Annotated in this window: 21 protein-coding genes, 1 pseudogene, 1 riboswitch and 1 other annotated feature; of the genes and pseudogenes, 15 read left to right on the top strand and 7 right to left on the bottom strand. The window is 39.0% G+C overall.

Going from position 1 to position 26977, the window contains the following annotated elements; genetic code table 11:
- The first annotated feature begins 49 nt into the window (after window positions 1-49).
- The 5 genes from RE409_RS02400 to RE409_RS02420 all read left to right on the top strand — a co-directional run bounded on the left by RE409_RS02400 (window position 50) and on the right by RE409_RS02420 (window position 5128).
- Window positions 50-1084, top strand: coding sequence for a LacI family DNA-binding transcriptional regulator (locus tag RE409_RS02400; RefSeq protein ID WP_053344280.1), 1035 nt, complete (start codon window positions 50-52; stop codon window positions 1082-1084).
- Between the two features lie 232 nt (window positions 1085-1316).
- A complete protein-coding gene (locus RE409_RS02405) occupies window positions 1317-2039 on the top strand; it encodes a ThuA domain-containing protein (protein WP_056522646.1) in 723 nt (240 codons plus the stop codon).
- A gap of 18 nt (window positions 2040-2057) precedes the next feature.
- Window positions 2058-3080 (top strand): Gfo/Idh/MocA family protein, encoded by a 1023-nt coding sequence (locus RE409_RS02410; protein ID WP_201222308.1) that lies wholly within the window; start codon window positions 2058-2060, stop codon window positions 3078-3080.
- A gap of 17 nt (window positions 3081-3097) precedes the next feature.
- Window positions 3098-4138, top strand: coding sequence for a Gfo/Idh/MocA family protein (locus RE409_RS02415; RefSeq protein WP_053344283.1), 1041 nt, complete (start codon window positions 3098-3100; stop codon window positions 4136-4138).
- Window positions 4139-4159: 21 nt separating this feature from the next.
- Window positions 4160-5128: a sugar phosphate isomerase/epimerase family protein gene (locus tag RE409_RS02420; RefSeq protein WP_309558460.1), complete on the top strand. Its 969-nt coding sequence runs from the start codon at window positions 4160-4162 to the stop codon at window positions 5126-5128.
- 202 nt (window positions 5129-5330) lie between these two features.
- Here the strand turns inward: RE409_RS02420 and rluF are convergent, their stop codons facing one another.
- Together rluF and RE409_RS02430 are read right to left on the bottom strand one after the other, a co-directional pair.
- Window positions 5331-6038 (bottom strand): 23S rRNA pseudouridine(2604) synthase RluF, encoded by a 708-nt coding sequence (gene rluF, locus RE409_RS02425; RefSeq protein WP_056522637.1) that lies wholly within the window; start codon window positions 6036-6038, stop codon window positions 5331-5333.
- 115 nt (window positions 6039-6153) lie between these two features.
- Window positions 6154-7050 carry a DMT family transporter gene (locus RE409_RS02430; RefSeq protein WP_201222305.1) on the bottom strand — a complete coding sequence of 299 codons (897 nt, stop codon included), beginning with the start codon at window positions 7048-7050 and terminating at the stop codon, window positions 6154-6156.
- Window positions 7051-8352: 1302 nt separating this feature from the next.
- Here RE409_RS02430 and tagH point away from each other — a divergent pair.
- Window positions 8353-9139: pseudogene (gene tagH, locus RE409_RS02435) on the top strand (teichoic acids export ABC transporter ATP-binding subunit TagH); the annotation flags it as partial.
- 1050 nt (window positions 9140-10189) lie between these two features.
- On the opposite strand, the gene RE409_RS02440 reads toward tagH, so the two are convergent.
- Both RE409_RS02440 and brnQ read right to left on the bottom strand, forming a co-directional pair.
- Window positions 10190-11122 carry an aldo/keto reductase gene (locus RE409_RS02440; RefSeq protein WP_201183142.1) on the bottom strand — a complete coding sequence of 311 codons (933 nt, stop codon included), beginning with the start codon at window positions 11120-11122 and terminating at the stop codon, window positions 10190-10192.
- A gap of 144 nt (window positions 11123-11266) precedes the next feature.
- Entirely contained in the window at window positions 11267-12598 is a 1332-nt protein-coding gene (gene brnQ / locus RE409_RS02445; RefSeq protein ID WP_309558461.1) for a branched-chain amino acid transport system II carrier protein, read from the bottom strand.
- Window positions 12599-12695: 97 nt separating this feature from the next.
- Window positions 12696-12943: a binding site (T-box leader), on the bottom strand.
- 223 nt (window positions 12944-13166) lie between these two features.
- Between brnQ and RE409_RS02450 the strand changes: the two genes are divergently transcribed.
- The 5 genes from RE409_RS02450 (at window position 13167) to RE409_RS02470 (ending at window position 20651) form a co-directional block, all read left to right on the top strand.
- Window positions 13167-13340, top strand: a complete 174-nt coding sequence (locus RE409_RS02450) for a hypothetical protein (RefSeq protein ID WP_162878730.1) — start codon at window positions 13167-13169, stop codon at window positions 13338-13340.
- 534 nt (window positions 13341-13874) lie between these two features.
- Window positions 13875-16640, top strand: coding sequence for a GTPase domain-containing protein (locus RE409_RS02455; protein ID WP_309558462.1), 2766 nt, complete (start codon window positions 13875-13877; stop codon window positions 16638-16640).
- A 96-nt stretch (window positions 16641-16736) separates the two neighbouring features.
- Window positions 16737-16842, top strand: a riboswitch (SAM riboswitch).
- 116 nt (window positions 16843-16958) lie between these two features.
- Window positions 16959-18074: a sugar ABC transporter substrate-binding protein gene (locus RE409_RS02460; protein ID WP_201222300.1), complete on the top strand. Its 1116-nt coding sequence runs from the start codon at window positions 16959-16961 to the stop codon at window positions 18072-18074.
- Between the two features lie 65 nt (window positions 18075-18139).
- Window positions 18140-19642: a sugar ABC transporter ATP-binding protein gene (locus RE409_RS02465; RefSeq protein ID WP_201222298.1), complete on the top strand. Its 1503-nt coding sequence runs from the start codon at window positions 18140-18142 to the stop codon at window positions 19640-19642.
- A 1-nt stretch (window position 19643) separates the two neighbouring features.
- On the top strand, window positions 19644-20651 hold the full coding sequence (locus RE409_RS02470) for an ABC transporter permease (RefSeq protein ID WP_309558464.1): 1008 nt from the start codon (window positions 19644-19646) through the stop codon (window positions 20649-20651).
- 284 nt (window positions 20652-20935) lie between these two features.
- On the opposite strand, the gene RE409_RS02475 is transcribed toward RE409_RS02470, so the two are convergent.
- Window positions 20936-21292: a hydrolase gene (locus RE409_RS02475; RefSeq protein WP_309558466.1), complete on the bottom strand. Its 357-nt coding sequence runs from the start codon at window positions 21290-21292 to the stop codon at window positions 20936-20938.
- Between the two features lie 193 nt (window positions 21293-21485).
- Here RE409_RS02475 and RE409_RS02480 point away from each other — a divergent pair, with 193 nt between their 5' ends.
- From RE409_RS02480 to RE409_RS02490, 3 genes are all read left to right on the top strand, one after another.
- Window positions 21486-22214, top strand: coding sequence for a COG3014 family protein (locus RE409_RS02480; protein WP_201222294.1), 729 nt, complete (start codon window positions 21486-21488; stop codon window positions 22212-22214).
- 233 nt (window positions 22215-22447) lie between these two features.
- Window positions 22448-23683 (top strand): S1C family serine protease, encoded by a 1236-nt coding sequence (locus RE409_RS02485; protein WP_201183133.1) that lies wholly within the window; start codon window positions 22448-22450, stop codon window positions 23681-23683.
- A gap of 294 nt (window positions 23684-23977) precedes the next feature.
- Window positions 23978-24286 (top strand): hypothetical protein, encoded by a 309-nt coding sequence (locus RE409_RS02490; protein ID WP_201183132.1) that lies wholly within the window; start codon window positions 23978-23980, stop codon window positions 24284-24286.
- Between the two features lie 77 nt (window positions 24287-24363).
- On the opposite strand, the gene RE409_RS30585 is transcribed toward RE409_RS02490, so the two are convergent.
- Both RE409_RS30585 and RE409_RS02500 read right to left on the bottom strand, forming a co-directional pair.
- Complete coding sequence (locus RE409_RS30585) at window positions 24364-24519, bottom strand: cytochrome C oxidase subunit IV family protein (protein WP_397443395.1); 156 nt, start codon at window positions 24517-24519, stop codon at window positions 24364-24366.
- 28 nt (window positions 24520-24547) lie between these two features.
- Window positions 24548-24820, bottom strand: a complete 273-nt coding sequence (locus tag RE409_RS02500) for a hypothetical protein (protein ID WP_309558467.1) — start codon at window positions 24818-24820, stop codon at window positions 24548-24550.
- A gap of 1177 nt (window positions 24821-25997) precedes the next feature.
- Here RE409_RS02500 and qoxA point away from each other — a divergent pair.
- Window positions 25998-26927 carry a cytochrome aa3 quinol oxidase subunit II gene (gene qoxA, locus RE409_RS02505; RefSeq protein ID WP_201183130.1) on the top strand — a complete coding sequence of 310 codons (930 nt, stop codon included), beginning with the start codon at window positions 25998-26000 and terminating at the stop codon, window positions 26925-26927.
- Window positions 26928-26977 lie beyond the last annotated feature (50 nt).

Below are 26977 nucleotides of genomic sequence, written 5' to 3' on the forward strand. Positions count from 1 at the left end.
ATATAGGGAATATTAAGCCATGTGCGGTGAACGGGAAGTGGTGTTGAATATGTCTGTTACGATAAAGGACGTTGCCAAAAAAGCGAATGTCGCTCCATCAACGGTATCGCGTGTTATCCATAACAGTCCAGCAATCAGTGAAAAGACAAAGCGTAAGGTACGTAAGGTATTAAAGGAAATGGGCTATCATATGAATGAAAATGCCCGGAATTTGGTCACGAAATCCACCAAGGCCATTGGAATCGTCATGAAAAATTCAGCCAGAGAATCGCTTTACAATCCTTTTTTTCCAGAGGTTATCCGTGGAATCGGGGATTTTTGCAATAAAGAGGGATACAGTCTTTCTCTAACGACCGGTGAAACCGAGGATGCTATTTTTGAAGACGTCGTGAAAATGGTTCAGGGTAGACGGGTGGACGGTATGATTGTTTTGTATTCGAAAAAGGATGATAAAGTGGTGCCCTATTTATTAAAGCAGGGCTTTCCATTTGTTTTGATTGGGAAACCAAGTACGAACATGAGCGGAATCACCTTCATTGATAACGATAATGTTCAAGCAGCCAGGGAATTATCGGAGTTTGTAATCAATCTTGGTCATCAGAGAATCGCTTTTTTAGGGGGGAGCCCTGAGTTTGAAGTGATTCAAGCCCGTTTAAGAGGGTTTCAACAAGCTATGGAACAGGCCGAATTAAATGTGCCAAAGGAATATATCAAGCTGATCCCTTTAAATCGAGCAGATGGAATAAAGGCAATCAAGGAATTACTAAATCTACCGGAAGCTCCAACCGCTTTTATGGTAATGGATCTTTTATTGGGAGTACTTTTACTAGGGGTGTTGGCGGAAAAGAATTTAAAAGTACCTGAGCAAGTTAGCGTCGTCTGTTTTAATCATTCAGAGTTTATTGAATTTTTAAGTACGCCACTTACAACAGTCGATATTCATACGTATCAATTAGGCTTTGAAGCGGCAAAATGTGTGTTTGATTTAATTGCAAATCCCGAAATGATGGAAAAAAGTATCAGGATTCCAACTAAAATCATAAAGCGAGAGTCGCATTTTGTTGTTAAAAAGGAAAATAAATGAAAAGTGTAGAAATGTTTTTCCAATTAAAGCTTGATTTTTGCTAACATAAATTTACAATAAAGATTATCACTAACAATTTTTTGAAATTCATACTTTTCGAAATGCCAAGTATGTTCTTATAATCGACTGAGTTTTTATTATTTCAAACGCAAACGTTTGCGTTCGAAATTAAGAGGTAGTAGTTAAACATATAGAGCAAGTTGCCGACAAATTAATGTGGAGGAGATTGTTCATGAGAGTTCTAGTATGGAATGAGTATCGCCATGAAAAAGAAAAACCTGATGTTGCTGAAATTTATCCGGATGGAATCCATGGTGCGATTGCTGGCTTTTTACAAAGCGAACAGGTCGAGGTGAAGACGGCTACACTCGAGGAAGAAGAGCATGGTTTAACTGAAGAGATACTGATGAAAACCGATGTACTTCTCTGGTGGGGACATGTCGCACATGAAGAAGTTCATGATGAAATTGTCACACGGGTTCATAAGCGGGTACTCGAGGGAATGGGTCTTATCGTCCTCCATTCTGGACATTTCTCAAAAATCTTTAAACAATTAATGGGCACGACTTGCGATTTGAAATGGCGGGTAGCGGATGAAAAGGAGCGGCTTTGGGTTGTTGATTCAAGTCACCCAATCGTTGAGGGAATCGGAGAATATATAGAACTTGAAAAGGAAGAGATGTACGGGGAACATTTTGATATCCCTACGCCGGACCAACTATTATTTATCAGCTGGTTTGAAGGTGGGGAGGTATTCAGAAGCGGTTGTACGTATCAGCGTGGTAAAGGTAAGATTTTTTATTTCCGGCCAGGTCATGAAACATATCCGACATACCATAATCCGCAAATACAACGGGTGATTAAGAATGCAGTTGAGTGGGTCAAGCCGGAAGTTAACAATAAATCGGTATATGGAAAAGCCGAACCGTTGGAAACTATCTCAATAAAGAGATGAAGTGAAGGAGAGAGTAGAATGGGCAGAGTGAAAGTAGGCGTCATTGGATGCGGCAGTATTGCAAAAAACAGGCATTTTCCAGAATACGAAGCAATCCAGGAAACAGAGATAATTGCCGTTTGTGATATTGTGCAAGACCGGGCGAATACAGCAGCACAAAGGTATAAGGCACAAGCATATACTGATTATATAGAACTTTTGAAGAATGAGGAGATTGAGGCTATCAGTGTATGTACCCCTAATTACTTGCACGCCCGAATCACAATTGCTGCCTTGGAAGCAGGTAAGCATGTTCTTTGTGAAAAACCAATGGCAACTTCTTTAAATGACGCAGAAAAAATGAATGAAGCAGCTTCAAAAAGCGGCAAAATATTAATGATTGGTCATAATCAGCGTTTTGTCCCCTCTCATCAAAAAGCGAAACAGCTTATTGATAGTGGTGAGATAGGGAGGGTCTACAGCTTCCGAACGGCTTTTGGACATTCCGGACCAGAGAATTGGGCCGTGGACGGACGGAACAGTTGGTTTTTTAAAAAAGATCAGGCAGTTATCGGTGCTATGGGCGATTTAGGCGTTCATAAAGCTGATTTATTGCGTTATATCCTGGGAGAGGAATTTGTTGAAGTAGGAGCATTTGTAGAAACGACTGCCAAGAAAAATACAGATGTTGATGACAGTGCTGCCTGTATTCTGCGAACGGAGAGCGGAATTATTGGTACTCTCACAGCCAGCTGGTCGTATGCGAAAGAAGACAATGCGACGGTCATTTATGCGGAAAAAGCCGTATTACGTCTTGAAGACGATCCTAAATACTCACTGATTATTCATCATGATAATGGTAAGACGGAAACCATTGAATTAGGTAGCATCCAGACAAATGACTCTGAAGGACAGCATGATTCTGAAGTAATCAGCCACTTTGTAAAATGTGTGGTAAACAATGAGGTGCCTCTCGTCTCAGGAGTTGAAGGATTAAAATCATTAAAAGTCATTCTTGGCGCGATGGAATCGAATGCATCCAGAAAAATCATCCGCTTATAAAGGGGTTAATAGTCATCATGTACAAATTAAAAATGGGAATAATCGGTGCTGGTGGAATTGCTCAACAAAGGCATATCCCAGCTTTTCAAAAATTTCAAGACAAGGTAGTTTTATACGCAATTCAGGATATAGATGAACTGAAGGCGAGAGATGTGGCACGTGAATATCATATCGAAAAGGTCTTTACCAATTATGAAGAAATGTTCGCGGAAGTGGATGCAGTTACGATTGCCACGCCAAACAAGTTTCATGCGGAAATTTCTATCGCCGCGCTGCAAGCGGGTGTACATGTGTTGTGCGAAAAGCCTATGGCGATTACAACCGAGGAATGTAAAGCAATAACCGAGGCTGCAAACTTATCGGGGAAGGTACTATCTATCGCTTACCATTACCGCTTTATGAAGGAAGCTCAGGCTGCGAAGAAAATGATCCAGGCCGGTGAAATTGGTGAGCCGTATGTAGCGCGTGTACAGGCAATCCGACGTCGGAAAGTTCCTGGGTGGGGAGTTTTTACGAGTAAGGAATTGCAGGGTGGAGGAAGCGTTATTGATTACGGCTGCCATTTACTTGATTTGGCCTTATGGCTGATGGATGACCCGGAGCCGATTGAAATTGTAGGTTCGACATATAATTATGTCAGTAAGGGTGTCGATCAGGTCAATCTATGGGGCAATTTCGATGCCTCTGTATTTGAAGTAGATGATCATGCTACCGCGTATATCAAATTTGCCAACGGTGCATCTTTATTATTCGAAACATCATGGGCCGCGAATATCCGTGAAGAAGCAACAGTCTTGAGTTTATCCGGAACGCAGGGCGGACTGGATGTGTTCCCCTTAATTTTGAATCAGGCAAAGCACGGCATGCTATTAAATAGTGAGGCGGTATGGATGCCTGGAGAGGATACACCCGATCTCCAACAGGCAGAGAATTTTATTGATAGCTGCCTCGGAATTGCCGAACCATTGGTAAAACCATCGGAAGCCATGAAAGTTTCGAAGATAATTGAAGCCATTTATCAAAGCTCAGCAAGTGGAAAGGTTATGAGTATCAATTAATGAAAAGGTGGGGTGGGGCTAGTGAAGTTAGGGATTTTTACAGTGCTATTCGCACAAAAATCATTCGAGGATATGCTTGATTATGTGGCAGCCTCCGGTTTAAAATCAGTTGAAATCGGTACAGGCGGGTATCCAGGTAATGTCCACTGTCCGTTAGATGAACTGTTGGAAAGTGAAGAAAAGCGCAAAAAATACTTGGAATCTGTTCAAACAAGAGGCCTAACTATCAGTGCATTCAGCTGCCATGGCAATCCCATCTCTCCAGATAAATCATTTGCCAAAGAAAGTGATGAAACGCTCATAAAAACAATCAAGCTTGCGTCCTTATTGAATGTCCCAATCGTCAATACATTTTCCGGTACGGCGGGTGACCACGAAGGAGCTAAATATCCAAACTGGCCTGTTGCGCCATGGCCGAATGAGTATACAGATGTTTTGAAATGGCAATGGGAAGAAAAGTTGATTCCTTATTGGAAAAAAACTGCAGCAATTGCTGATGAACACAATATTAAAATCGGACTCGAACTGCACGGAGGCTTTCTCGTTCACACACCTTACACTTTGCTAAAACTACGGAAAGCTACATCGGACGCAATCGGCGCTAACCTTGACCCAAGCCATCTTTGGTGGCAGGGGATCGAACCGGTGGGAGCCATCAAAATCCTTGGGAAAGCGGGAGCAATCTACCACTTCCATGCAAAAGACACATACTTGGATCAGGATAACATCAATATGTATGGCCTTACCGATATGCAGCCATATGGAAACATCCAAACCCGTGCCTGGAACTTTCGCTCAGTGGGCTGCGGCCACAGTCTTCAAGAGTGGTCCGACATCATGAGTGCACTTCGCACATATGGCTATGACTATGTCGTTAGCATTGAACATGAAGACCCGTTAATGTCAGTTGAAGAAGGTTTTCAACGTGCAGTAACCAATTTGAAAACTGTCCTCATCAACGAAAGCCCAACTGATTTATGGTGGGTGTAATTTATAGCCGATAACGAGCAGCCTATCGCAGGTTGCTTTTTATTTTGGAATTTACGAGTAAATAATCGAAACTCACGAGTAAAATAGTCAATTTCACGAGTAAAAGGGCAAAATTCGCGAGTAAAGTTAAGTCTATGTTGAAAAGTCTAGGACAGATTGAATTAAAAAAGAATGCCCCCGAACTCAGGGGCATCCTTTTGAGTCATCTCTGCCTAGGCGTATAATCCAACTCGGTAAACAGTTCCCTCAATTCATCCTTCGTTAGGTCGCGCCATTGTCCGAGGGCTAACCCATCCAAATGGATATTCATGATCCGAATTCGATGTAAATCGCGGACCTCATAGCCTAGCGCTGAGCACATACGGCGGATTTGTCTGTTCAATCCTTGCATTAATGTAATGTTAAACGTATATTTGTTCAACTGTTTGATCTTGCAAGGGAGTGTCTTCGTACCTAAAATCTCCACGCCGGATGCCATATCTTGTATGAAAGAAGAGGTAAGCGGCTTATCCACAGTTACGATGTATTCCTTTTCATGCTTATTCTCTGCACGCAGAATTTCATTCACGATATCACCATCATTTGTAAGCAGGATGAGGCCGCTTGAGTCTTTGTCAAGACGTCCAATATGAAAAACCCTTAGTGGATGATTAACAAAATCAACAATATTTCCTTTAATGTGTTTTTCTGTCGTACTCGTAATGCCTATTGGCTTATTCAGCGCAATATAGACATTTTGCTGTTCTACCTTTATGGGGTTACCATCAACCCGAACATCATCGCCTGGTTCAGCCTGACTGCCAAGCTCAGCAACAGATCCGTTAATCGTTACGCGGCCTTCGGCTATCCATTTATCCGCGCCTCGTCTCGAAGTAATCCCGGACTCACTAATATATTTATTGATCCTCAACTAAAGCACACCTTTACATTCAGATTTTCTTCTTTAAAGGATAACGTAAATCATGATAGATAGACAAGAGGGAAAGGCAAGAAAGCGTTCATGGATGCAAATTACCGAATGACTTTTACATGGACTTCGCGACAGCTTGAAGGTCCTTTTTCTTTTTACTCGTCAAGTAGACGCCAGTGAAGACAAGTAGCCCCCCAAGGATTTGGACGCTAGTAATCGTTTGTCCTAAAATCAGGCTTAGAATGGCGGTAAAGACGGCAATCAGATTAAGATAAATTCCAGCCTGGCTGGCATTGATATGACGAAGCGAAATATTCCAGAAAATAAAGGAACCTACGGATGGGAAGATTCCAATATATAAAAGACCTGTGATTGCTGGGCCACTTAAATCAAAGTTCAGTCCAGAGCCAATGGCAAATGGAGCAACGAGAATCAAACCGAGAAATACAGAAACGGCTGTGGCTGAAATAATCGGAATGCTTTTCAGCTTTTTCCCGATTATTGAATAGAAGGTCCAAACGAGAATAGCCAGAATCATCAATAGGTCGCCTTTATTATAAGTGAGATGGAAAATTTCCAGGAGATGTCCTTTTGTTAAGACTAATAATACGCCGAATAATGAAATGATAAGGCCTAGTACATGATGGATTGAAATTTTCTCCTTTAACAGCAATGCAGAAAAAAGAACGATTAATGCAGGATTAATTGAATTGACAAGAGCAGCATTCATGGATGTTGTATAGGTCAGAGCCCAATAAAGGAAAAAATTATAACTGATGATGCCGAGTAAACCCATTGATAAAAGTACTTTCCAGGCTTTCCATACACTCTTCCAATTTGGTTTTTCAATCCAATGGGCTAGTGGGAATAATAAGAAAACGGCAATTAGCCAGCGGGTAAATGTTAGTTGGATTGGGGAAAGTTCAGTCACAACGTATTTGCCAAATATATAATTGCCGGCCCAAAACAGATTGGCCAAGATGAGAAATAAGAGAATATAGGATTTTTTCATAAGGTAGCCTCTTTTCTAATTGAAGGAATATTCACTAAATATATCAAAGTAGAAAAATGTAAGCAATCTACAAAAGGAAGCAATTTAATAGATCCTATGGATCAGCCATTTTAGCAGGATAATTGAGGACGGATCTAAAGGGCTCATTATATAGAAGAAAAGAACACTTCCATAACCGAAAATCACAAAGCTACATTGGTGTTACTGCGACGAATATCGTCCAATATTTTCGTGAAATTAGAAATCCTCTAACAGCAGTTATGGGGTTTGATACCCTTGAAAAGGGAGAATACCGCCCTGATACATCTCGATGTAATCGATCATGAAATTCAGGATTATACAAAAGCTCGTCTTGAATATGTTGGTTTTAATCAAGGATTCAGAAGGAAAAGGCTCTGGATTCTTTTTTTTGTGCAAAAATTACTATTCGCATAATTTTAGGGTTAATTAGCAAGATTATTCATAAAGTTGGCATGATTCTTCAAGAAATTCGCTTAATTTATTGATTTGATAGCATATTTTGTAAGCAGTCTATGTACATCTAGCATTCGAAATGGGAAGGTGGCCGCCTATATTACTCATTTCTATGGAGAAAAGCATTCTTTCAGCGTCGAACAAGACTCCCGTATGATTTTTCCTGTTGCCTTAATAAAGTGTATCCATCGATTTTCAATTTAAAGACAGTGTAGCTCATGGTGAGTTACAGGTTGATGCTCTCTATTTAAATAAATTATTATGTAATTTCCCAATAACTTTAAAATATTCTTATATTGGAGGAATTGGGGGGGGATTTAAAAAATATTTACAATTAGTGAGTCTATGGTACTATAAAGATAAAAAATTTATATATCTTTAAGCACTTTGAATATATAAAGTCATGTTTATTGAAGGTGAATAAAAAGGAAATAAGGTTATCAGCTATGTCCTCTTTAAACGCTGAAAAAGAAGAGGGTAGTATTTTATTGTTTGATAATTCCAAAAAGATCCAAATTATGACCAACCAATAAAACAGATAAGATGGAAGGGGTAATAAAATTATATTACCTCTTTTTTGATGAATAGGCCGAAGTGAAAGCTTTTGATGAAATAAATATTAAATTGGGGTTTTTGGACTTATATATATGGGACACTTCTTCTATTTGGTACCGATTTTTCGACAATCTCATTATACGGAAGAACGAGGTGGTTTCATCTTTTATTAAATCCAATGGTTCTTACGTATAATCCTACAGCCAACTTATTGCGCACTAATTGTGTGGGTACGAAGTTGATTAAGTAAATTTAAATTATTAAGGGGTTTTTATGAACAAAGCTGTTGTCTTTAGAAATGTTACGAAGCGTTATAAAATGTATAAAAATAATTCTGAAAAGTTTTTGGATTTGATTTTGCCCAAAGGGGTATGGGGAAGATTTTTTTGCTGTACAGAACATTAATTTTGTGGCAGAAAAGGGCGATGTGATTGGTATTATTGGTGTAAATGGAGCCGGGAAGTCGACTTTATCCAAATTAATTACGGGTGTTGTTCCTCCTAGTGAGGGAAGTGTCGAAATTAAAGGGGAAGCGTCTTTGATTGCCATTGCATCGGGTTTAAATAATCAATTGACAGGTCGGAATAATATTGAGCTGAAATGTTTAATGTTAGGGTTCAACAAAAAGGAAATAGAGGAATTGATGCCTGAGATTATTGAATTTGCGGAGCTTGGGAAGTTTATTGATCAGCCGGTGAAGAAATACTCAAGTGGTATGAAATCGAGGTTAGGCTTTGCCATTTCTGTAAATATCGATCCTGATGTTTTGGTCATTGATGAAGCTCTTTCTGTTGGGGATCAGACTTTTGCCGAAAAGTGCTTGAATAAAATTAATAGTTTTCAAGAAAGAGGGAAGACGATCTTTTTTATCAGTCATTCAATTGGTCAGGTGAAAAAATTCTGTAAAAAGGCGATATGGATGGAGGCAGGAGAGATAAAGGCGTATGGGCCAATCGAAGAAGTAGCTCCCGCTTATGAGAAGTTTTTAAAAGATTACAAAGAATTGTCTCCTGAAGCACAAAAGAACTTTAAGCAAATGATTATGGAAAAGAGAAGCAAGCTTAATACAGCTATCGATGACAATGACGGGATGATTACGAGAACAGATGTTTATAAGAAACAAATGAAAAGAAAAGCGCAGGGAAAAAGAAAAAGACTTATAGCCAGTGCCTTTTTAGCGATAGGAATAATAGCGGCGGCTCTTCTTTTTTCACAATCGGAGAGACTTTTGGCCATTATCCAGAAAGAACAAAATGGTCAGGACCTTAAAATTGCAGAAAAGCCGGATAAACATGTAGGTTCTAGTACGGATGCACCAATCCCAGAAGAAAAGGACATTCGATATGTGAATGTTAATGCAGGATTTGTTAGAGATAATCCGGATTTGTTGAAAAGTGAAAAAATAAGTATGATAATTTTTGGAGATTATTATATTATCGAAGAAATTCAAAAAGATCCAGTGGAAGATTTTAATTGGTTGAAAATTATGAAGAACGAGCAGGCTGTTTGGGTAAGTGAACAGATTCTGTCAAAGGATGTTAATACGATTGAAGAAGAGCAGTTATTTGAGAATATTAGTGATATGTTTCAAGTAGATAACCTTGAACAATTATTATCGTTCATTGGGCAAAGTAAAGAGGAAAGTAACGCCACTGAATTAAATGAAATTGTGAAGTTTGCCTATACCGATGATGAACACATAAAAGGGATAAGTATAGATACTAATCACCAAAGTAGGTCTATTGAAGAAATGATTGAATTGTTTGGTACTCCAAGTATACAGCTTGTGCACAAGGCGATTCTATATCATGGTGAAAAATATGATGCTATTTTCTATTTTAATGATAGGGGATTGCTGCGGGAAATATTGATTAAATAGGGGGTTCAGCCAAACAGATTATCTGTAAAGTGGAGGTGATGCATATGCTGGAAAAAGGACAACTTCAATAAGTGGGGAAGCCTGTCCAAAGCGAGATTTAATGCATACATAAATTATTAGGAATAGTAATTCATAAATGAAAAGTATATTGAGGTTCTATGTTTCTAACCATATTTGTTAGAAACATAGAACCTTTTTTATTATTTTTTTCCTTTGTCTTTTAAATCCTATTTAAGCGAAAATCGCGCTGATTTCGGCAATTTCATCCATGGTTAATTCCACTTCTAATGCTTTTAAGTTGCGTGTGACCTGTTCTGGTTTTTTCGCTCCAGGAATTAGGACATCTATCGAGTGCCGAGTTAAATACCAAGCTAGTACCACATCAGCAACATCGGCATTTCTTCTGTTTGCTATCTCTCGGACTTCTTCTACTTTTTGCAGGTTGCTAACAAAGGCTTGTCCTTGGAAAAGTGGACTTTTTGCACGGCCATCCTCAAATGTCGAATCTTGAGAATATTTGCCACCGAGCAGACCGGAAGCAAGCGGGAAATAAGGTATAAAGGAAATATGATTTTCAGCTGTATAGGGCAGTAAATCTTGCTCTGCTTCCCGTCTGAATAGGTTGTACTCGGATTGCAGGACATCGATATAGCCGTCTTTATTCGCTTCCTTTAATTGCTCAAAGGAAAAATTTGAGACGCCGATTGCCTTGATTTTACCTGCATCTTTCAATTCCTTTAAGGCACCGACCGCTTCATCCTTTGGTGTATCTTCATCAGGGAAATGAATGTAAAACAAGTCGATATAATCGGTTTGGAGTCTTTTTAAACTAGATTCTACTGCGTTTTTCAGAAAAGCAGGAGAGTTATCTAATACGACTTTCCCATCGACAAATTTATGCGCCCCTTTTGTAGCAAGGACTACATCCTCGCGTTTGCGGGTCTTTTTAAGAATTTCACCGATAATTTCTTCTGAACGCTCTGGACCGTAAATGAAAGCTGTATCCCAAAAGTTAATTCCCTCATCAAGAGCTGTTATTAAGACATCTTTTCCTGTATCCTCGCTTAGATTAGGAAAAAGGTTATGTCCGCCAATGGCATTCGTGCCAAGACCAATCGGATTCACATATAGATCTGTTTTACCAATTCGCGTTTGCTTCGACATATTACTAATCATCTCCTTTAGCATTATCATAACAAAAAGTGGCAGGTAAATACCAAAATAAAGAAATGTGAGCAGAGTGGGAACTGTTAAAAACACTATCGTGCAAAAAAGCAGATGATTTGTACAAAATCATCTGCTTTCCTATTATAAGGTTGCGCTTTCCAATTCCTCAGATTGGGCTGCTTGTCCGATCTGACTGAGTAGAAGGCCACTGGCAATTCCGACAAGAGCTGGGATGATCCATTCCATTCCGTATGAAGAAAGAGGAAGGGCATCACTAAACGTTTGTACGGGCCCTAATGGTAAGCCGAATGCGTTTAATCCATCTATTAGAGCAAAAACGCCGGTGAAGATCATTGCACTCCGATATACTTTTTTCGGGTTTTTAAAATGACGGCTGAAGAACGTTAAAACTATCAGGACAATTGTTAATGGGTTAGCCATCACAAGGAATGGTACCGATACTTTTAAAATTTGATTCAGACCCATGTTTGAAAGAATGAAGCCGACAAGTGTTACAATCAGAATTAAGGTTTTGTAGTGGGCCTTGGGAATAAGATTTGAAAAATACTGTCCGCAGGCAGTTGTCAAACCGACGACGGTCGTGAAACAAGCTAAGGTGAAAATAACGCCTAATAGAATCTTACCGCCTGTACCAAGTAAAAGGGTGGATGCGACAGTCAGGATCTCTGTTCCGTTTTCAAATGAACCATCTGCTGCCATACGCGCTCCCATTACACCTAAGGAGATATAAACTAAAGAAAGCAATAAGCCGGCGATGAGGCCTGCTTTTAATGTATATCTCGTCAATTGTTTCCGATCTGAAATCCCTCTTTGCTGTATCGAAGTCAGGATAACTATCCCGAAAGCAAGGGCAGCTAAAGCATCCATCGTGTTATAGCCTTCGATAAAACCTTTTGAAAATGCTCCTGTTGCATACGCATCAGTTGGAGCTTGGAATGGAGCATCAAGCTTTACAAATCCAACGACACAGAGAATGACCATGGCCAAAAGCAGGGTAGGTGTAATCCAGCGTCCCATAAAAGTTTCCATTTTTTCAGGATTCAAAGAAATGACATAAACAATGGTAAAGAATACGGCCGTGAATAAGAATAGAAATAGGGATTGATTCATCGAGTCGCCAAGGTACGGTTTGAATCCCATTTCGTAGGCAACGTTCGCATTCCGTGGAATCGCAAGAAACGGTCCGATGCTCAAATAGATGACGACCATGAACAGTGTACTGAATATAGGATGCACACGCGCTCCGATTGTTTGCGCCCCACCTTTAACAAGTGAAACGGCGAGGAGTACTAAAATTGGAAGGCCGACACCGGTGGCGACAAAACCTGCAATGGCGGGCCAGAAGGAAGTCCCGGAAGAAGCTCCTAAAAATGGAGGGAAAATAAGGTTTCCAGCTCCGAAAAACATCGAGAAAAGCATAAGGCCGATAAATAATGTGTCTGTTTTTTTCATGATGATTTCTCCTTTTTTAAAAATGATAGTACCCGCCGACTGGCCCAAAAAGGCTATTAAAAGTGTTATTTTGCAAATAAAAAACTCGCCCCTAATAATCAGGGACGAGTTTGTGCTCGCGTTACCACCCATATTCCGCGCTTCATAGAAGCTACGGCACTCAGTCAACGTACGAATTCATACGTGATCCATTGTAACGGCGGAAAGCCCGTCAAAGCCTACTTCATTTTCAGCTTTGCATCTCAGAGATGATTTTCGGATAGGCCTTGGACATCGACTTCCACCATACGTCGACTCTCTGTAGAACAGGGTTCTTATCTTACTCTTTCTCTTCATAGATTTTATAATATAAAGATAATTTAGCAAATTCTAAGTATTAAGTCAACATAATTTGACAGTACAAATCATTCAATTTTTATTATTCAAGAGCAGGAGATTAGTCCCCTATAATCGATCCTTCCTTTATTTGGAGATACTATTTGTGAAAAGAATCGGATATAACTCCCTATTATCTTTCTAACCGCATCTATATTATAATAGAAGACAGAACACTAAAGGAGACAACATTATGTCTGAAAATAAAAAGTTAAGCCTGGCGGATGCAGTCAAACAAAAATTGGCACAAAAGCAAGCGGGCTCAAGTCAAGATAAACTGGAAACCGGCGTTGTGAAAAAAACGAAACAGCTAAAAAGCCAGTTAACTAAAAAGCCAAATAATCAACGTAAGCGTACAGGGGTATAATCCCAATTTGTCAAAGGACAATTACTGTTCGGTGCTTATCAGAGAGCAGTTACCTTTCATGAATAAAGGTACTGCTTTTTTTATATGAACTTTCAAATAGAAATTTATTATTATTAGGGAGAAGATTGTACTTTCGCTTTTAGGAAGTATTCAAGTGAAAATTATTTTTGTTTTCACCACTTATAGGTAGTTTACGGGCGGGATTTCTGGTAATTTAATGGTATAAGAATTGTTCCCTCCTACCTTTTCGGATATTGGTAAAACTAAATAAAACATATTTTTACAAAAGTAGAAATCACTTCTCAAGTCTTATATTAAATTCATTACAATTCTATTTGTTTCTGTTTTAAAATTGTAAGAGTCATGAAATGTTGTTACCATATTGTTTTGTTAAAATAATATTTTAAAGGTTTATAAATAATTTTCTTAACTAAAGGAACCTATAAATCTCTTTTCATAGACAAAGTCTTGAGAAAAGTTATTATTCGATTTTCATAAAGACTCCATATCGATGATTATCCTTTAATTGAAAATATGAAATATAACGGGGGAATAAAGATGGATGAACGACTGATTGGAAAAAAATACTATGAAACAATGATTGAGGATACACGCAAGCACCCAATTCAAACATTAGGTGAAATGTTTCTCGTGGAACAAAAAAAGGAAAGAGCGGATTTGACTGCAGTTCGGTTTGCTCAAGGAGAAGTATACTTCCAGCATCATGACTATGAAGCAGCCATTTTTAAGTGGGAAAACATAGAAGGTGAACTTGGTTCATGGGCGAAAAAGAATATTGCTGATGCTTATTTTGAACTAGAGATGTATTCGACCGCTGAGGATATATATAAATCCGTCAGTACGGATGAAGCGGTATTGAAAACGGAAGTCCTTCTACAGCTGTTCTCTCTTTACATAGTAGAATCAAGAAATGATTTGGCATCTAAAGTTGTTAAGGAAGCAGTCGATTTTCAACCTGATTACCCAAATGTCACCGCAATTGCACGCTCCTTTTTTGAAGAACAAAAGGATTGGAACAGTGCTGTAGTTTTAGCCGCGAATGAAAGTATCCGTACGGAATCAATGATTTGGTTTGATGTGCTGAAAACGTATATCCAGCAAGGTGTTGCTCAATCGATGGCTCCGGATTATTTCTCAAATGTTCTCGAGGCGTTATACAACCTTGATCAGGATCGCTTTGAAAAAATGACGGTTGCACTTTGGAAAAATTATAAATATACAGATTCCTACTTTGAATGGCTTAGAGTCATTAATAATTTGATAGATGGCATCGAATTACATCCAGGTGATGTATGGGATGAGCTTTCTGTCTATTACCGGGATGCTTATGCCGGTTTGCTTGAAGGAACACACTTAATCAAAGATTTGAGTCCTGTTGTGCCGAGATTGTTGGAAAATTGGTTGAAAATCGCGGATGGAGAGCTTTCGTTATTTGCAGCGGCTTCCGTTCTGTCATGGAATGAAATTTTCCCTGATACAATTAATGCACTGGTTGTTCAGGATGCAGAAAGTCTGTTAGCAAAATCGCCTAAATTGGGAGGCGGATTGGAAGCGGGCGAAAAACTGTTCAATTCCATTATTCAGTGGGCTGAAGAGAATAACTTAACAGTTGGCAATAAACTGAAATGGATGGTAGACGGACTTAAGGATACCGAAAATTTCAATCTTCTTCTTGTCGGAAGCACAGGCAATGGCAAAACATCCTTTATTCAGTCGCTTGCTGGAGAGAGTATTGCTGCCGAGGACCATTCGTCCCTTGTCAGTGTCAAAGATGGAGATAATCTGGAAATCTATGAAATTACAGATACAGATCACAAAGTCGTTGGTGAGTTAACTGAATTGGATGAAACACGCCGTCAGCGCGGAACCATTGTCGACGTGACCCTTATTAGTGACTACCTAAAAAATAATCGCCTGCGTTTACTTGATACACCAGGGTTCAATGGGGAAAAAAGTGTAGACTCTGATTTCCAAGGGTATTTACAGGGCAGCGATGGATTGATGTTTGTTCTCGATGCACGAGCGCCTTTCACCGGTAGTGAACGAGATTTGTTATTGGAAATTCAAATGATGGCACCGAAACTTCCGATTCATTTCTTACTAAATAAGATGGATACGATTTACAGTGACCAAGTGGCAGTCCGGATGGAAGATGAAACATGGGATAAAGTGAATGCGTATTTCCCGAACGCAAAAGTATTTGCGTTCTCCAAACTTTATGACAGCAAACAGCAGTTACAGGACCTTTCATCCTTCCTTGATTCGAATTATCAAGCTGATAATTGGAAGGAAAGAAGATCTGAGAAGATTCTTGCATTCATTCGCAAAACGTTATCTTACCTGCTAGAAAAACGGGCAGCTAATGAGCGGAAATGCGAGCACTCAATTTCTTGGAATGAGCAGATGGAAGTCAAATTGAATGGAGCCGTCAATCAACTGGCAGATTTGGAAAAAGAAAAAAGTGAAAATATCATAAGGTCGTATCGTTCAATTAAAGAAGAAGTGAAAAAACAGCTTTCTTCAAGAATCCCTGAATTACTAAGAGAATGTTCTAAATCATTAACGGAAAGTAGCGATTTCAGCCAAGTTCATATACAGTTGAACGATGAAATGAATGAGCAGATTCAGGCATATATTTCAGACAAGATTATGCCGCAATATTACCGTTCTCTTCAAGACTGGATTGCTACATCTCAGTTGGAATTTACACAAATTCAACAGTTTATGGATGAGATGAGCACAGGGTTCAATGAATTGTACAAAGAAGAGCGAATTACACTTGCGGGAGACTTTAGAGTTTTGGATGATTGGCGCCGTGATGCGGATCGGATGACAAGCAGTATCCGCATTGAAGACGTTAATATTTTACTACGCCGGACCCCATCGCAATTGCTGCTTAAAGGGGCAGGGAAGTTGTTTGGAGCGATTCCGCAAAATAAAGCTAATATGTACAACCGGTATAAGAAGTACCTAGAAAGTGAAGACTACCAGGATGTTGCAGAGATGATCAGTGACCGTTTCCTTACACAATTCGGATTGTTTGAAAAATCTTTGGATAGAGATATCTCACTTTTCTATCGCAGTTCATTTGCCTTACTTCAAAAAACGATAGAACAAACACAGACTGAAATCAAAGATCATCAGGCAGCACTGGAGCATATGAGAGAAAATCCGGAAGTATACCGTGACCCGATTACTCTATTTGAAGTGAAACTACGTCAGTTAGAAAGACTTGAAAAGATCGAGAAAAAGCGTCTGGCTAAGCTACAAAGAAAATAAGTGTAATAAGAAACATTTTAAATATTCAAAAATCTATTGACTTTACGACTATATCCCTATAAAGTGGTAATTACGAAAAACGTAACACATTATATTCTCTTATCAAGAGTGGCGGAGGGACTGGCCCTAAGATGCCCAGCAACCGTTCCATTAGGAATTGGTGCTAAATCCTGCAAAACAGAAATGTTTTGACAGATAAGAGAGGGACAAGTCTGCAAATCAGCTGATTAAACCTCTCTATTCTAGAGAGGTTTTTATTTTGGGATTTACACCAACCTAATTGATAAGATTAATGAGTGAAAAGAAGGGGGAACTAAAATGAGGAAGTCAATTTTTAAAAGGGTTTTCGTTTCGGTCATAGCTTCGGCTTTGCTTTTAACGGGCTGCTCTTCAGGACAAAGTTCAACAGAATCAAAGAAGGATGAAAAAGTATCTTTTAAAAATGTTCCAGAACGATTTGCAAAAGGGGAAGGTGCCAAAATCAAAGTCATTCGTAAGATTGGCGGAGATGATCATACGGCTCAATATTTAGCTGGAGCGAAGGAAGAAGGAGAAGCATTAGGTTTTCAAGTGGATACGTATACAGCAAATGGCGATACGGCTAAATTCCATGATGCAATCGCCCAGGCTTTACAAGAAGATTATGACGGCTATATTATCTCCCATGGTGATGATGCAGCAACAGTGAATGACGTTCAAAAGTTGGTTGATGCAGGAAAGAGCGTTGTTACATTCGACTCTATTAGCGACTTATCTAAAATTGACGGTGTGACCTTAACTTCACAGGATGATGAAGCATTGGCAACTCTGGCTTTTGATAAATTGATAGAAGAACAAAAAGGTGAAGCAGCGATCGCATACCTTTGGGTAGATGGTTTCCCACCAATGGTGAGAAGAAATGCGGTGTATCAGGGAAAATTAAAAGAAAATCCTGGGATTAAAGAAGTCGAAAGATTCGGAGTAGCATCTGCAGATACTTCGGTTCAGACACAAAATGCGGTAGCCGCAATGTTGAATAAATATCCCAAAGGCAAACTAGATGCGATTTTCGCAACATGGGATGCATTCGCAATTGGAGCGGCTCGTGCGATTAAAGAAGCTGGCCGCGATGAAGTGAAGATATACGGAATCGACGTATCTAATGCTGATCTTCAAGAGATTCAAGCGAAAGGCAGCTCTTGGTCTTACACGGCAGCTGTCGATCCGAAATTGATTGGTGCAGTGAATATGAGGATTTTGGCAAAAAAATTAGCGGGTGAAGAAACACCGCAAACATATGACTTAGAAGCTTCACTTATTTCACAAGAGCAGATTCAAGCTTCAAAAGAAGCGGTCAACATGGCCAACTTGTCCGGTATTGTCGAAGGATGGGGAGTATCAACGGAATTTGAAGAAGAATGGATGAAAGTATTGAAAGATCATTATAAAAAGTAAAAAACAGAGTCATTAGACACTCTCTTTCTAGTGAAGAGAGTGTCTGTTTAATAGGGGGAATGGGCATGAGCACACAACTAGAAATGAAAAAGATATCGATTGGATTTCCGGGAGTAAAGGCGCTTAGTGAAGTTGATTTTTCAGTACAATCAGGGACAGCACATGCAGTGGTCGGCGCAAACGGAGCAGGGAAATCTACGCTAATGAAGGTCTTATCGGGCGCTCATGCCCATTATACAGGTGAAATTTTTCTGGATGGAAAGAAGCAGGATATCCGTTCACCGAAGGCTGCACAGGAACAAGGTATTCAAATTGTTTATCAGGAAGTAGATACGGCACTCATTCCTTATTTAACTGTTGGGGAAAATGTAATGTTGAATGATACGGTGCAAAACATGGGCAAAAAACAGATGGTCCATTGGAAAGAGTTGCATAGAAAAGCCACTTATATCCTGGCAGAGATGAAAATTGGTGTCTCTTCGAAAAAGCTGGTGAGAGATCTTACCTTGGCTGAAAAACAGATGGTTCTGATTGCAAGAGCAGTCTCGACGGAATGCAAATTCCTGATCCTCGACGAACCAACTGCTCCGTTAAGTTATACGGAGACGTCAGAACTATTTCGAATTGTAAATGAATTAAAGCAAAGAGGCGTTGGCATCATTTTTATTTCCCATCGTCTTCCAGAGATTTTTGAAATTTGTGAAGAAATTACGATTATGAGGAATGGGAAAAGTGTTGCATGTCGAGAAGTAGCGGATATTACCCAAAACGAAGTGGTCGAGGGAATGCTTGGGAAAACAATGGATGAACAGTTCCCTGTTGTAAATGCTGCGATTGGTGAAGTTGTTCTGGAAGTGAAGGGACTGTCAGATGCCGAAAAAGTTAAAAATGTTAGCCTTCATCTAAAAGCAGGAGAGATTGTTGGTTTGGCAGGATTGGTTGGAGCAGGGAAAACAGAGCTGTGTAAAACCCTATTCGGTCATACTGCTATCACAACAGGGGAAGTCGTGATGAATGGTAGAAAGCTTTCATTGAAAACACCGTATCATGCAGTAAAAAGTGGTCTAGCACTTGTACCGGAAGAACGCAGGAAAGAAGGCATTCTTGTTCAGGAATCAGTTGCAACGAACTTGACTGCAGCAAGTGTCGGAAAATTCAGCAAGATATTCAGCTTTGTAGATCGTAAGGCGGAAAAGAAAAAAGCGAAGGAAATTATTACGAGTCTTGGTATTAAAACCCCTTCAGAGGAAGCTAAGGTTGAAAACTTGTCAGGTGGTAATCAACAAAAGGTCGCTATCGGAAAGTGGCTGATTGCTGATGCAGATGTATACATATTTGATGAACCTACAAAAGGCGTCGATGTAGGGGCCAAGAAGGACATATTCGAATTGATTGCCCAACTTGCCAGAAATGGGAAGGCAATTATATATGCATCATCTGAGTTGTCTGAAATCATCGGTATTACTAATCGAACTTATGTGTTATATGGTGGAAAGACAGTCATCGAATTAGAGACAAGCAAAACCAATGAAGAAGAACTACTATTCTACTCAACAGGAGGCAAATAGGATGAGTACACCGATTCCTGTTCTCACACAGACAACAAAAGCGAAGAAAAAAGTAGACTTATTCGACTTTTTCTATAAATACGGCACAATCTTGACGATTATCATTTTGGTTGGGATATTTGCCGTTTCAAATCCATCTTTCATTCAAGCTAATAATCTAATTAACATTCTGCGTTCTATTTCAATCGTGACCATTATTGCGATTGGAATTACGATATCCTTAACTGTGGATGGTTTTGACCTATCCGTTGGTTCTGTAGCATCATTGGCTAATGCGATCGTCATTTCGATGTTTGTTTGGTTTTCGCAGGATACCCTGATTGCCATATTAGCTGCAATCGGTGCGTCGCTTGTAGTAGGAGCATTAAATTCATTCATGATTGTAAAATTGAGAATTCCTGACATGCTTATGACATTAGCGACCATGTTCATCATCCAAGGGATTGCTCTTACCTATACAAAAGGAGCAACGGTTTCACAAAATATGGTCATGCCTGATGGAACGTTCGCTGAAGGACTGATCAGCCCATTTTTCGCTAAGATTGGACAGGTCCCTTGGATTATTCTGATCATGGCAGTCATTGTGATAGCTACCCATATCTTTTTGACTTATACCAAGCACGGTGGTTATATGTACATTATTGGGGGAAATAAGGAAGCTGCCAGACTTTCTGGAATTTCGGTAAATAAATACAAAGTACTGGCCTATCTCCTTTCGGCTCTCTTTGCCGCAATCGGGGGAATTGTCCTTGCTTCCCGTGTCATGACATCCGAAATCAATTCCGGGTCTCCTTACTTAATGGATGCTGTTGCAGCAGCATTTATTGGTTCATCCGTTCTAGGAGCAGGGAAACCGAATGCCTTCGGAACCTTCATCGGTGCAGTCCTGATTGGAATCCTTCAAAACGGACTGATTATGATGTCTGTCCCATACTACGCGATGGACATCGTTAAAGGAACCGTACTTGCCCTAGCGCTAGCGGTTACCTATTATAAGCAAAAACACTAGACTTATGTGTGAATGACACCTTATTTTTCATCGTAAAGTAATCCGCAAAACGTTAAATATACCAGAATCGTTACCTATTGAATGCAACAGTTCTGGTATATTTTTATTTTGGATTATGCATTTCCAAAACTAATACCATCATAATTTTCTTCCTGTAAAACTCCAAACACTCTGATCGTGATGTACCCCATGTGTTAAATCACTTTCTTTCGAAGATGCTTTTTTCATCCTCGTTCTTTTAAAAAATAGAAACTTGATATTTCAGGTTCTGTTTAATTATTCTCCTATTTAAAGTTTTGGATTTCCTCGTTGCCTTTGAATTTGTTATCTGCCAATATGCCGATTTCTTCAATATGCTTTCGGGCTGTTTCATCGCCTAATTTATATATGATGGCGTACAGCTTTTTCATAGCTTCATCGTATTTATCATTTGCCCGGTCATGATGATAGAGAAGATAAGGTACATGAGAACGAGCGTATGACTCCAAGTCATCTGTTCGATGTTCCTCTAGGCATTGCTTTAATTCTGCTAGTTCTTCGACTGTAGCGTGTATAGTAAAGCTTGGATTTTCCTCAAGTTTTTTTCCTAGTACATCGCCGCTGACCAAATCCACATGATAGGTCTGTTTTTCCTGCATCATTTTTTCATCACCCTTTCAAGCGTTTATCTATGATGTACCACTATTTGTAAAAATATAATCATAAAAGTGAACATTCTCCATAATAAATCGATAGAGATAAAGATGTCAGATATTTCTTGTAAAATCGGGTAAGATAGATTTATAGAATAATATGGAAGTGTATGTGTATTCAGTAAAAGTGAGGAGTGACTTTTTGAAGAGATTACTCATATTTATTTTAATGATGGCATTAATTGTTTCAGGCTGTACAACCAGGAATTACGATTCCAACATGGAGCTAGGAAAAAGTCAGGTGGAAGAGGAAAATTATTTAGAGGCCCATGAGGCATTTGAATTAGCGTATAAAGAAGACCAAACAGGGGAGACGAAAGAGTTAATGGAACTTTGCGTCCTTTTGGCAGATGGAATGAAGAAATACGAGGAACAAGATTTTGAGGCGGCTCAAGTGTTTTTTGAAGAAGCTGCTGCATATAAGGCAAATTATGAGAAAGGTAAACTCATGGTACAAAAGGCAATTGGAATGTCCTCAGAAACTGGAGAAGCCAGTGCTGAGCCAGTTGAAGACACTGAGGCAGAGCAATCGAGGGATGAGTCTGAAAACCCAGTTACCGAGTCAGAAGAAGAGGATGAGCCAGTGGAGGCCCCCGCCACATCGAAGCTAGCTGATAAAGGAAATCACGAGAGTAACAAGGATTTAGATAAGACATTGACGAAAGCTCAGGCGGAAAATCTGGTGAAAGACTACGCTGACATGGAAAACTATCCTCAGCTTCAAATTCAATATGATCGTGAAGATGAAAAGGGAGATTACATATTCCAAGTGTTTGAAATGGCCAATGACAGTAAGGGAAGTGGGCATAAGGCTACTTGGGGTTGGTATGGCGTGAATAAGAAGACAAAAGAAGTCTATGAGCTTATGTAAGAAATAGAATGGATGAAAAAGGTGCCTTGTTATTTGAGGCATCTTTTTTCGTAATGGGGGGTAAGAAATCTCAGAGCTATTAACCAGTCAATATTGTTCTTTTTTCGGTCATATCTACATTAATTTTATCTTTTTTGTAAAAAGTTTGCCGTATTCTTTATTTCTTAAGAATTTTTTAATAATTACTGTTTATGATGGAGCCAAGTAAAGGACTTTCATAGGAGGGATAAAGGATGGAGAATTATAATGGGGATGAGCAAGTTCGGGTGAAAGCTGAACCGAAAAAGGGAAAGTCGCTTTGGTTAACTAGTCTTGTTTCTGGAACTGTTGCTTCTATAGTTACATCTTCTGTGTTTGTATTTGGCGGAGATTTTATAGATGCAGAGAAAAATACAGTGACCGAATCATCACAAACTGCAGGGGCAGAACAAACCGAGAGCGTGGAAAAGAATAAGAGTATAAATACAGAAAAGTTATCGACAAGCACAGATTCAAATGAAAGAGCAGATATGGTTGAATCAGCTTCAAAATCGATTGTAGGTGTCGTAAATTTACAAGAGATGCAAAATCAGAACCCATTCCAGCAGCAAAGCACGGAGAGCGAAACTGTTGAGAGCGGCACGGGGTCAGGAGTTATTTATAAAAAAGATAATGGTAAGGCCTATATCATCACGAATAATCATGTTATTGAAGGAGCTAAGGAAGTAGAAATTTCATTGTATGATGGACAAAAGGCAACTGCAACAGTTGTTGGTGCAGATGCTTTAACAGACCTAGCGGTTTTGACGATTGATGCCTCGGTAGCACCAGAGGGAATTAATTTTGGGGATTCAGATAGAATGCGTCCAGGTGAAGAAGTTTTGGCCATTGGTAACCCTCTCGGACTTGATTTCTCACGTTCGGTTACGCAAGGAATTGTAAGTGCAACTGGGCGTTCTATATCAGTCGATACATCTGACGGAGAGTGGGAACTTGATGTCCTTCAAACAGATGCGGCAATTAATCCTGGCAACAGTGGAGGTGCATTAATCAATACTGCTGGTGAAGTAATAGGCATAAACAGTTTGAAAATTTCTGAAAGCGGTGTGGAAGGCTTAGGTTTCGCTATACCAAGTAATGACGTAATACCGATTGTAACGGAACTGATTGAAAATGGAAAAATCACGCGGCCATATTTAGGGGTCAGCTTGGCGAACACAGAAGAACTTCCACAGTATTATCTTCAAAATGTCCCTGAGGCTGCAAAGTCAGGAGTAATGGTAACGGGTATAGAAACTGGATCGGCTGCTGCAAATGGTGGACTTAAGCAACAGGATATCATTGTAGAGATTGATGGAACGAAAATTAGTACCTCTGCTGAATTAAGGAAACATCTATACACAGATAAGAAAATTGGCGACAAAGTAAAAGTTAAAGTGTATCGAGGTAATGAAGAGAAAACCTTAACGATTACGTTACAAAATTCATAAAAAAAGAGAAATGACTCCTGAGCAATTGGCAGGAGTCATTTTTATAGCTAATGAGTTGATAAAATATTTGGGTAAATAATAAAAAATAAATGATAGTATAAAAAATGGATATTATCGGAAAAATAGGTAGTGTATTTTAACTATTTGGTTTATTTTCCATATAGTCTTGAATACCTAAAAGTGAGTTGTAATCACTTTAATTTGTCAAGGTTTTCATTGTGAATATATTGAAAATTATAAAAAGTTTGACAAATTTGTGAAATGTCATAAAATAGAAAGAAAGGGGATGAAATAATGGAAGCTAATCAGAAGATGTTAGATGCAGTGAAGTGGGTATCAGGCACAGGTTGTGTAATCGGAATTATTATTTTTGCTTTAAGTTTATTTGTAAGCGATTACAATAAGGATTATATTTTAACTGCTGTTGGAATGGCCATTACTTTAAGCGCAGCTGCCATTTTCCTAGTTGGTATATTTTTTGTCCTGACAGAAGAAATGGTGATGAACACACATAAGGGTGAAAGAGTTGTACCGGAAACAACTAAAATCATAAAAATAAATTCAAAAGTTAAAACAAAAAGAAGTACCGAATTCAGTAACTAAAGCAATTAATAGAGGGTAATAAACGTTTGTATAGATGGCCTTCTTATCATCAGATTCACAAACATGCATGAACATAACTAGTTGTTCGCTACTTGCAGGAATGAAGCTTCTATAAGGACTATCATTCCTGTTCTGAAAGAAAGGTCATATATATCAACACCAAGAGCCACGGCTGTAAGAACCATGGAGAATATGAACCCCATTACATGTCCACGTGGAAATAACTGTTTCATACTCAAATTTCATTTCAGGTAGATGAAGCTACATCCGGAATACTAGTGAAGAATCAGCTGTCGGTACGATAGTGAAGTTGTATTCTGGAACTGGGAACAGAGAGTAGCCCACTCTAGAGAACGCGTATTCAAAGGATCGCTTGAAATATTTCTTGGGCATGGCAGTAGGTTGTACACGATTAAAGCGTAACCAACTAGTAAACAAGTGCTCCAACAATGAAAGCATATTCAATGATCCAAATCCAGTTGATTTAGAATATGTGTACATACAACATAGCTTGGCCATCCACACCAAACTCACTACATTCCTGAATGAAAAGTTCTAACTCTACATTCTGAACTCTGAACTATACCACGAAAAATGGACACTTTAAAAAGGTCCATTTTTCGTGGTTTTCTATGTGCATATAATAAAAGAAACAAAAGGGATGCAGTTGTCAAAATTGGATATTTAAGTAGTGAGTTTCCTTTATTCGTAGGTGGAGGAATTCCAGAAAAGTGAATGGACTAATGCGCTTGAAGTAACATGTGGGGAAACGGCCTGCCCCCTGGTCACTTTATAAATTTTGAGGTGTGAAAGGATATCCTTTTTCATGCCCCATTCATAATTACAAAACACAAATAGCCTGCTCCCGCAAAAATAGGAGGACAGGACTAAACAGCAGTTTAGGAAAAGTAATACTGACAGGGCAATAAGTATTGCGAGAAGAAGGAACCTGATTACCAATCATATATTATTATTGTTCTTAAATAAGATTAACCCGATTATAGAGTACAAGCCCCCATTTTCCTTTCCCCTATTTTAACCAAGCCTATTAGAATGGCTAAATGTGCCACAGCAAATGTCCTAGAAAGGCATTCAAGTAGGCATCATAAAGGATCAAAATGTTCATTTCACACTCTTTGTTTCCTTATATATATATAAGGGCAAGTGTTGTACGACAAGTGTAATGAAGCAGGGAACACAACATCATATACAATGCCGTTACCGAGTCCATGGTCGAGTGAGAAAAATTCGTTTTTAATCCTGGATACCATCAACATCCAATAACGATTCCATTGATAGCTATCTTCTTAACAGGAGAGGTAATAAAATTCTAAATATTCGGTAATTTAAATCAGGTCTTGAGTAATGTACGAGGAAGAATATAATGTGAAAATTCATTATATTAAAGTAACATTATATGGAAAATAAACCGGGGATACTTGCAAATCCTCACTAATAAGAATAAGCGAATTCTCCGTAAGTAAGATATTAAACATTTATTATATTTCATTTCATAAAGATTTTCGAACATTTCAGTTCAGTTACCATCTTCTTACTGCTCTTTCATGAACTTTATGTGACAGATGTCACTTTGTATTGTCTTTTTATACACTTGGGATTAATATTGGTATGTCGGGGTTTGTGAACATGGTAACACTTTGTCCGAATAATTACCAATAGGAATTTTATTATGTAAGAAAGGGGTAGTACTATGAAAATAAAATGGGCTTTATTAACTATACTTTTTACTATTGCCACTGTGCTAACCGGTTGCGATAACCCATTAATGGTCTTGGACCCTAAAGGGCCAGTAGCTGCAACACAAGCAGATGTTATTATGATTTCGATATGGACAATGGCCTTTGTCGTTCTTGTCGTTATTGTACTGTATATCTTCATGATAATGAAATATCGTGCTTCCAAACAGCGTGATGATTATGAACCACCTCATATTGAAGGAAGTAAGGTTCTTGAAATAATTTGGGTTGCGATCCCAATTTTAATCGTCGCTTTCCTATCAGTTGTTACTGTTAAAACAACAAATGAAGTTGAGGCAACACCTAAAGGATACCAAGAGCAAGAACCGTTAGTTATTTATGCTTCATCTTCTAACTGGAAGTGGCATTTTAGTTATCCGGAAGAAGATATCGAAACAGTTAACTATCTGTTTTTACCGACTAACCGACCAATTGAATTTAAACTTTATTCATTCGGACCAATCTCTAGTTTCTGGATTCCACAACTTGGAGGACAAAAATACGCGATGTCGGACATGGTTAACACGTTGCACTTAGCAGCTGATGTACCAGGAGAGTATATGGGTCGAAATTCAAACTTCAGTGGTTCAGGTTTTGCTCAGCAAACGTTCAACGTTAATGTACTGTCTGCAAAAGAATACGATAAGTGGGTAGATGAAATTAAAGCTACTGCTAAACCGCTTACTGAGGAAAAATTCAATAAATTATTAGAACCTGGTCATGTGGGACAATCCACTTACACTGGAACTCACTTAGAGTTTTCTCCAGCTCCTGAAGGGGAACATGCTGGTCATGACCACGGATCTTCTGATACTGAAGAAAATGATTCCAAAGATTCACACGAGGAACATTCAGAACACAGCAACATGAATCATGATCACTAAGAATTAATTTCGTTCGATAAAACAACTAGGTTTACAAGATAAGGAATATT

It is taken from the genome of Peribacillus sp. R9-11 (genome assembly GCF_031345095.1).
Lineage (GTDB): Bacteria > Bacillota > Bacilli > Bacillales > DSM-1321 > Peribacillus > Peribacillus butanolivorans.

Coding starts and splice junctions, on each gene's coding strand:
- RE409_RS02400 (WP_053344280.1), top strand. CDS start 50: ATGTCTGTTACGATAAAGGACGTTGCCAAAAAAGCGAATGTCGCTCCA.
- RE409_RS02405 (WP_056522646.1), top strand. CDS start 1,317: ATGAGAGTTCTAGTATGGAATGAGTATCGCCATGAAAAAGAAAAACCT.
- RE409_RS02410 (WP_201222308.1), top strand. CDS start 2,058: ATGGGCAGAGTGAAAGTAGGCGTCATTGGATGCGGCAGTATTGCAAAA.
- RE409_RS02415 (WP_053344283.1), top strand. CDS start 3,098: ATGTACAAATTAAAAATGGGAATAATCGGTGCTGGTGGAATTGCTCAA.
- RE409_RS02430 (WP_201222305.1), bottom strand. CDS start 7,050: ATGAAAAAATCCTATATTCTCTTATTTCTCATCTTGGCCAATCTGTTT.
- RE409_RS02440 (WP_201183142.1), bottom strand. CDS start 11,122: ATGTCGAAGCAAACGCGAATTGGTAAAACAGATCTATATGTGAATCCG.
- brnQ (WP_309558461.1), bottom strand. CDS start 12,598: ATGAAAAAAACAGACACATTATTTATCGGCCTTATGCTTTTCTCGATG.
- RE409_RS02450 (WP_162878730.1), top strand. CDS start 13,167: ATGTCTGAAAATAAAAAGTTAAGCCTGGCGGATGCAGTCAAACAAAAA.
- RE409_RS02455 (WP_309558462.1), top strand. CDS start 13,875: ATGAAATATAACGGGGGAATAAAGATGGATGAACGACTGATTGGAAAA.
- RE409_RS02460 (WP_201222300.1), top strand. CDS start 16,959: ATGAGGAAGTCAATTTTTAAAAGGGTTTTCGTTTCGGTCATAGCTTCG.
- RE409_RS02465 (WP_201222298.1), top strand. CDS start 18,140: ATGAGCACACAACTAGAAATGAAAAAGATATCGATTGGATTTCCGGGA.
- RE409_RS02470 (WP_309558464.1), top strand. CDS start 19,644: ATGAGTACACCGATTCCTGTTCTCACACAGACAACAAAAGCGAAGAAA.
- RE409_RS02475 (WP_309558466.1), bottom strand. CDS start 21,292: ATGATGCAGGAAAAACAGACCTATCATGTGGATTTGGTCAGCGGCGAT.
- RE409_RS02485 (WP_201183133.1), top strand. CDS start 22,448: ATGGAGAATTATAATGGGGATGAGCAAGTTCGGGTGAAAGCTGAACCG.
- RE409_RS02490 (WP_201183132.1), top strand. CDS start 23,978: ATGGAAGCTAATCAGAAGATGTTAGATGCAGTGAAGTGGGTATCAGGC.
- RE409_RS30585 (WP_397443395.1), bottom strand. CDS start 24,519: ATGAAACAGTTATTTCCACGTGGACATGTAATGGGGTTCATATTCTCC.
- qoxA (WP_201183130.1), top strand. CDS start 25,998: ATGAAAATAAAATGGGCTTTATTAACTATACTTTTTACTATTGCCACT.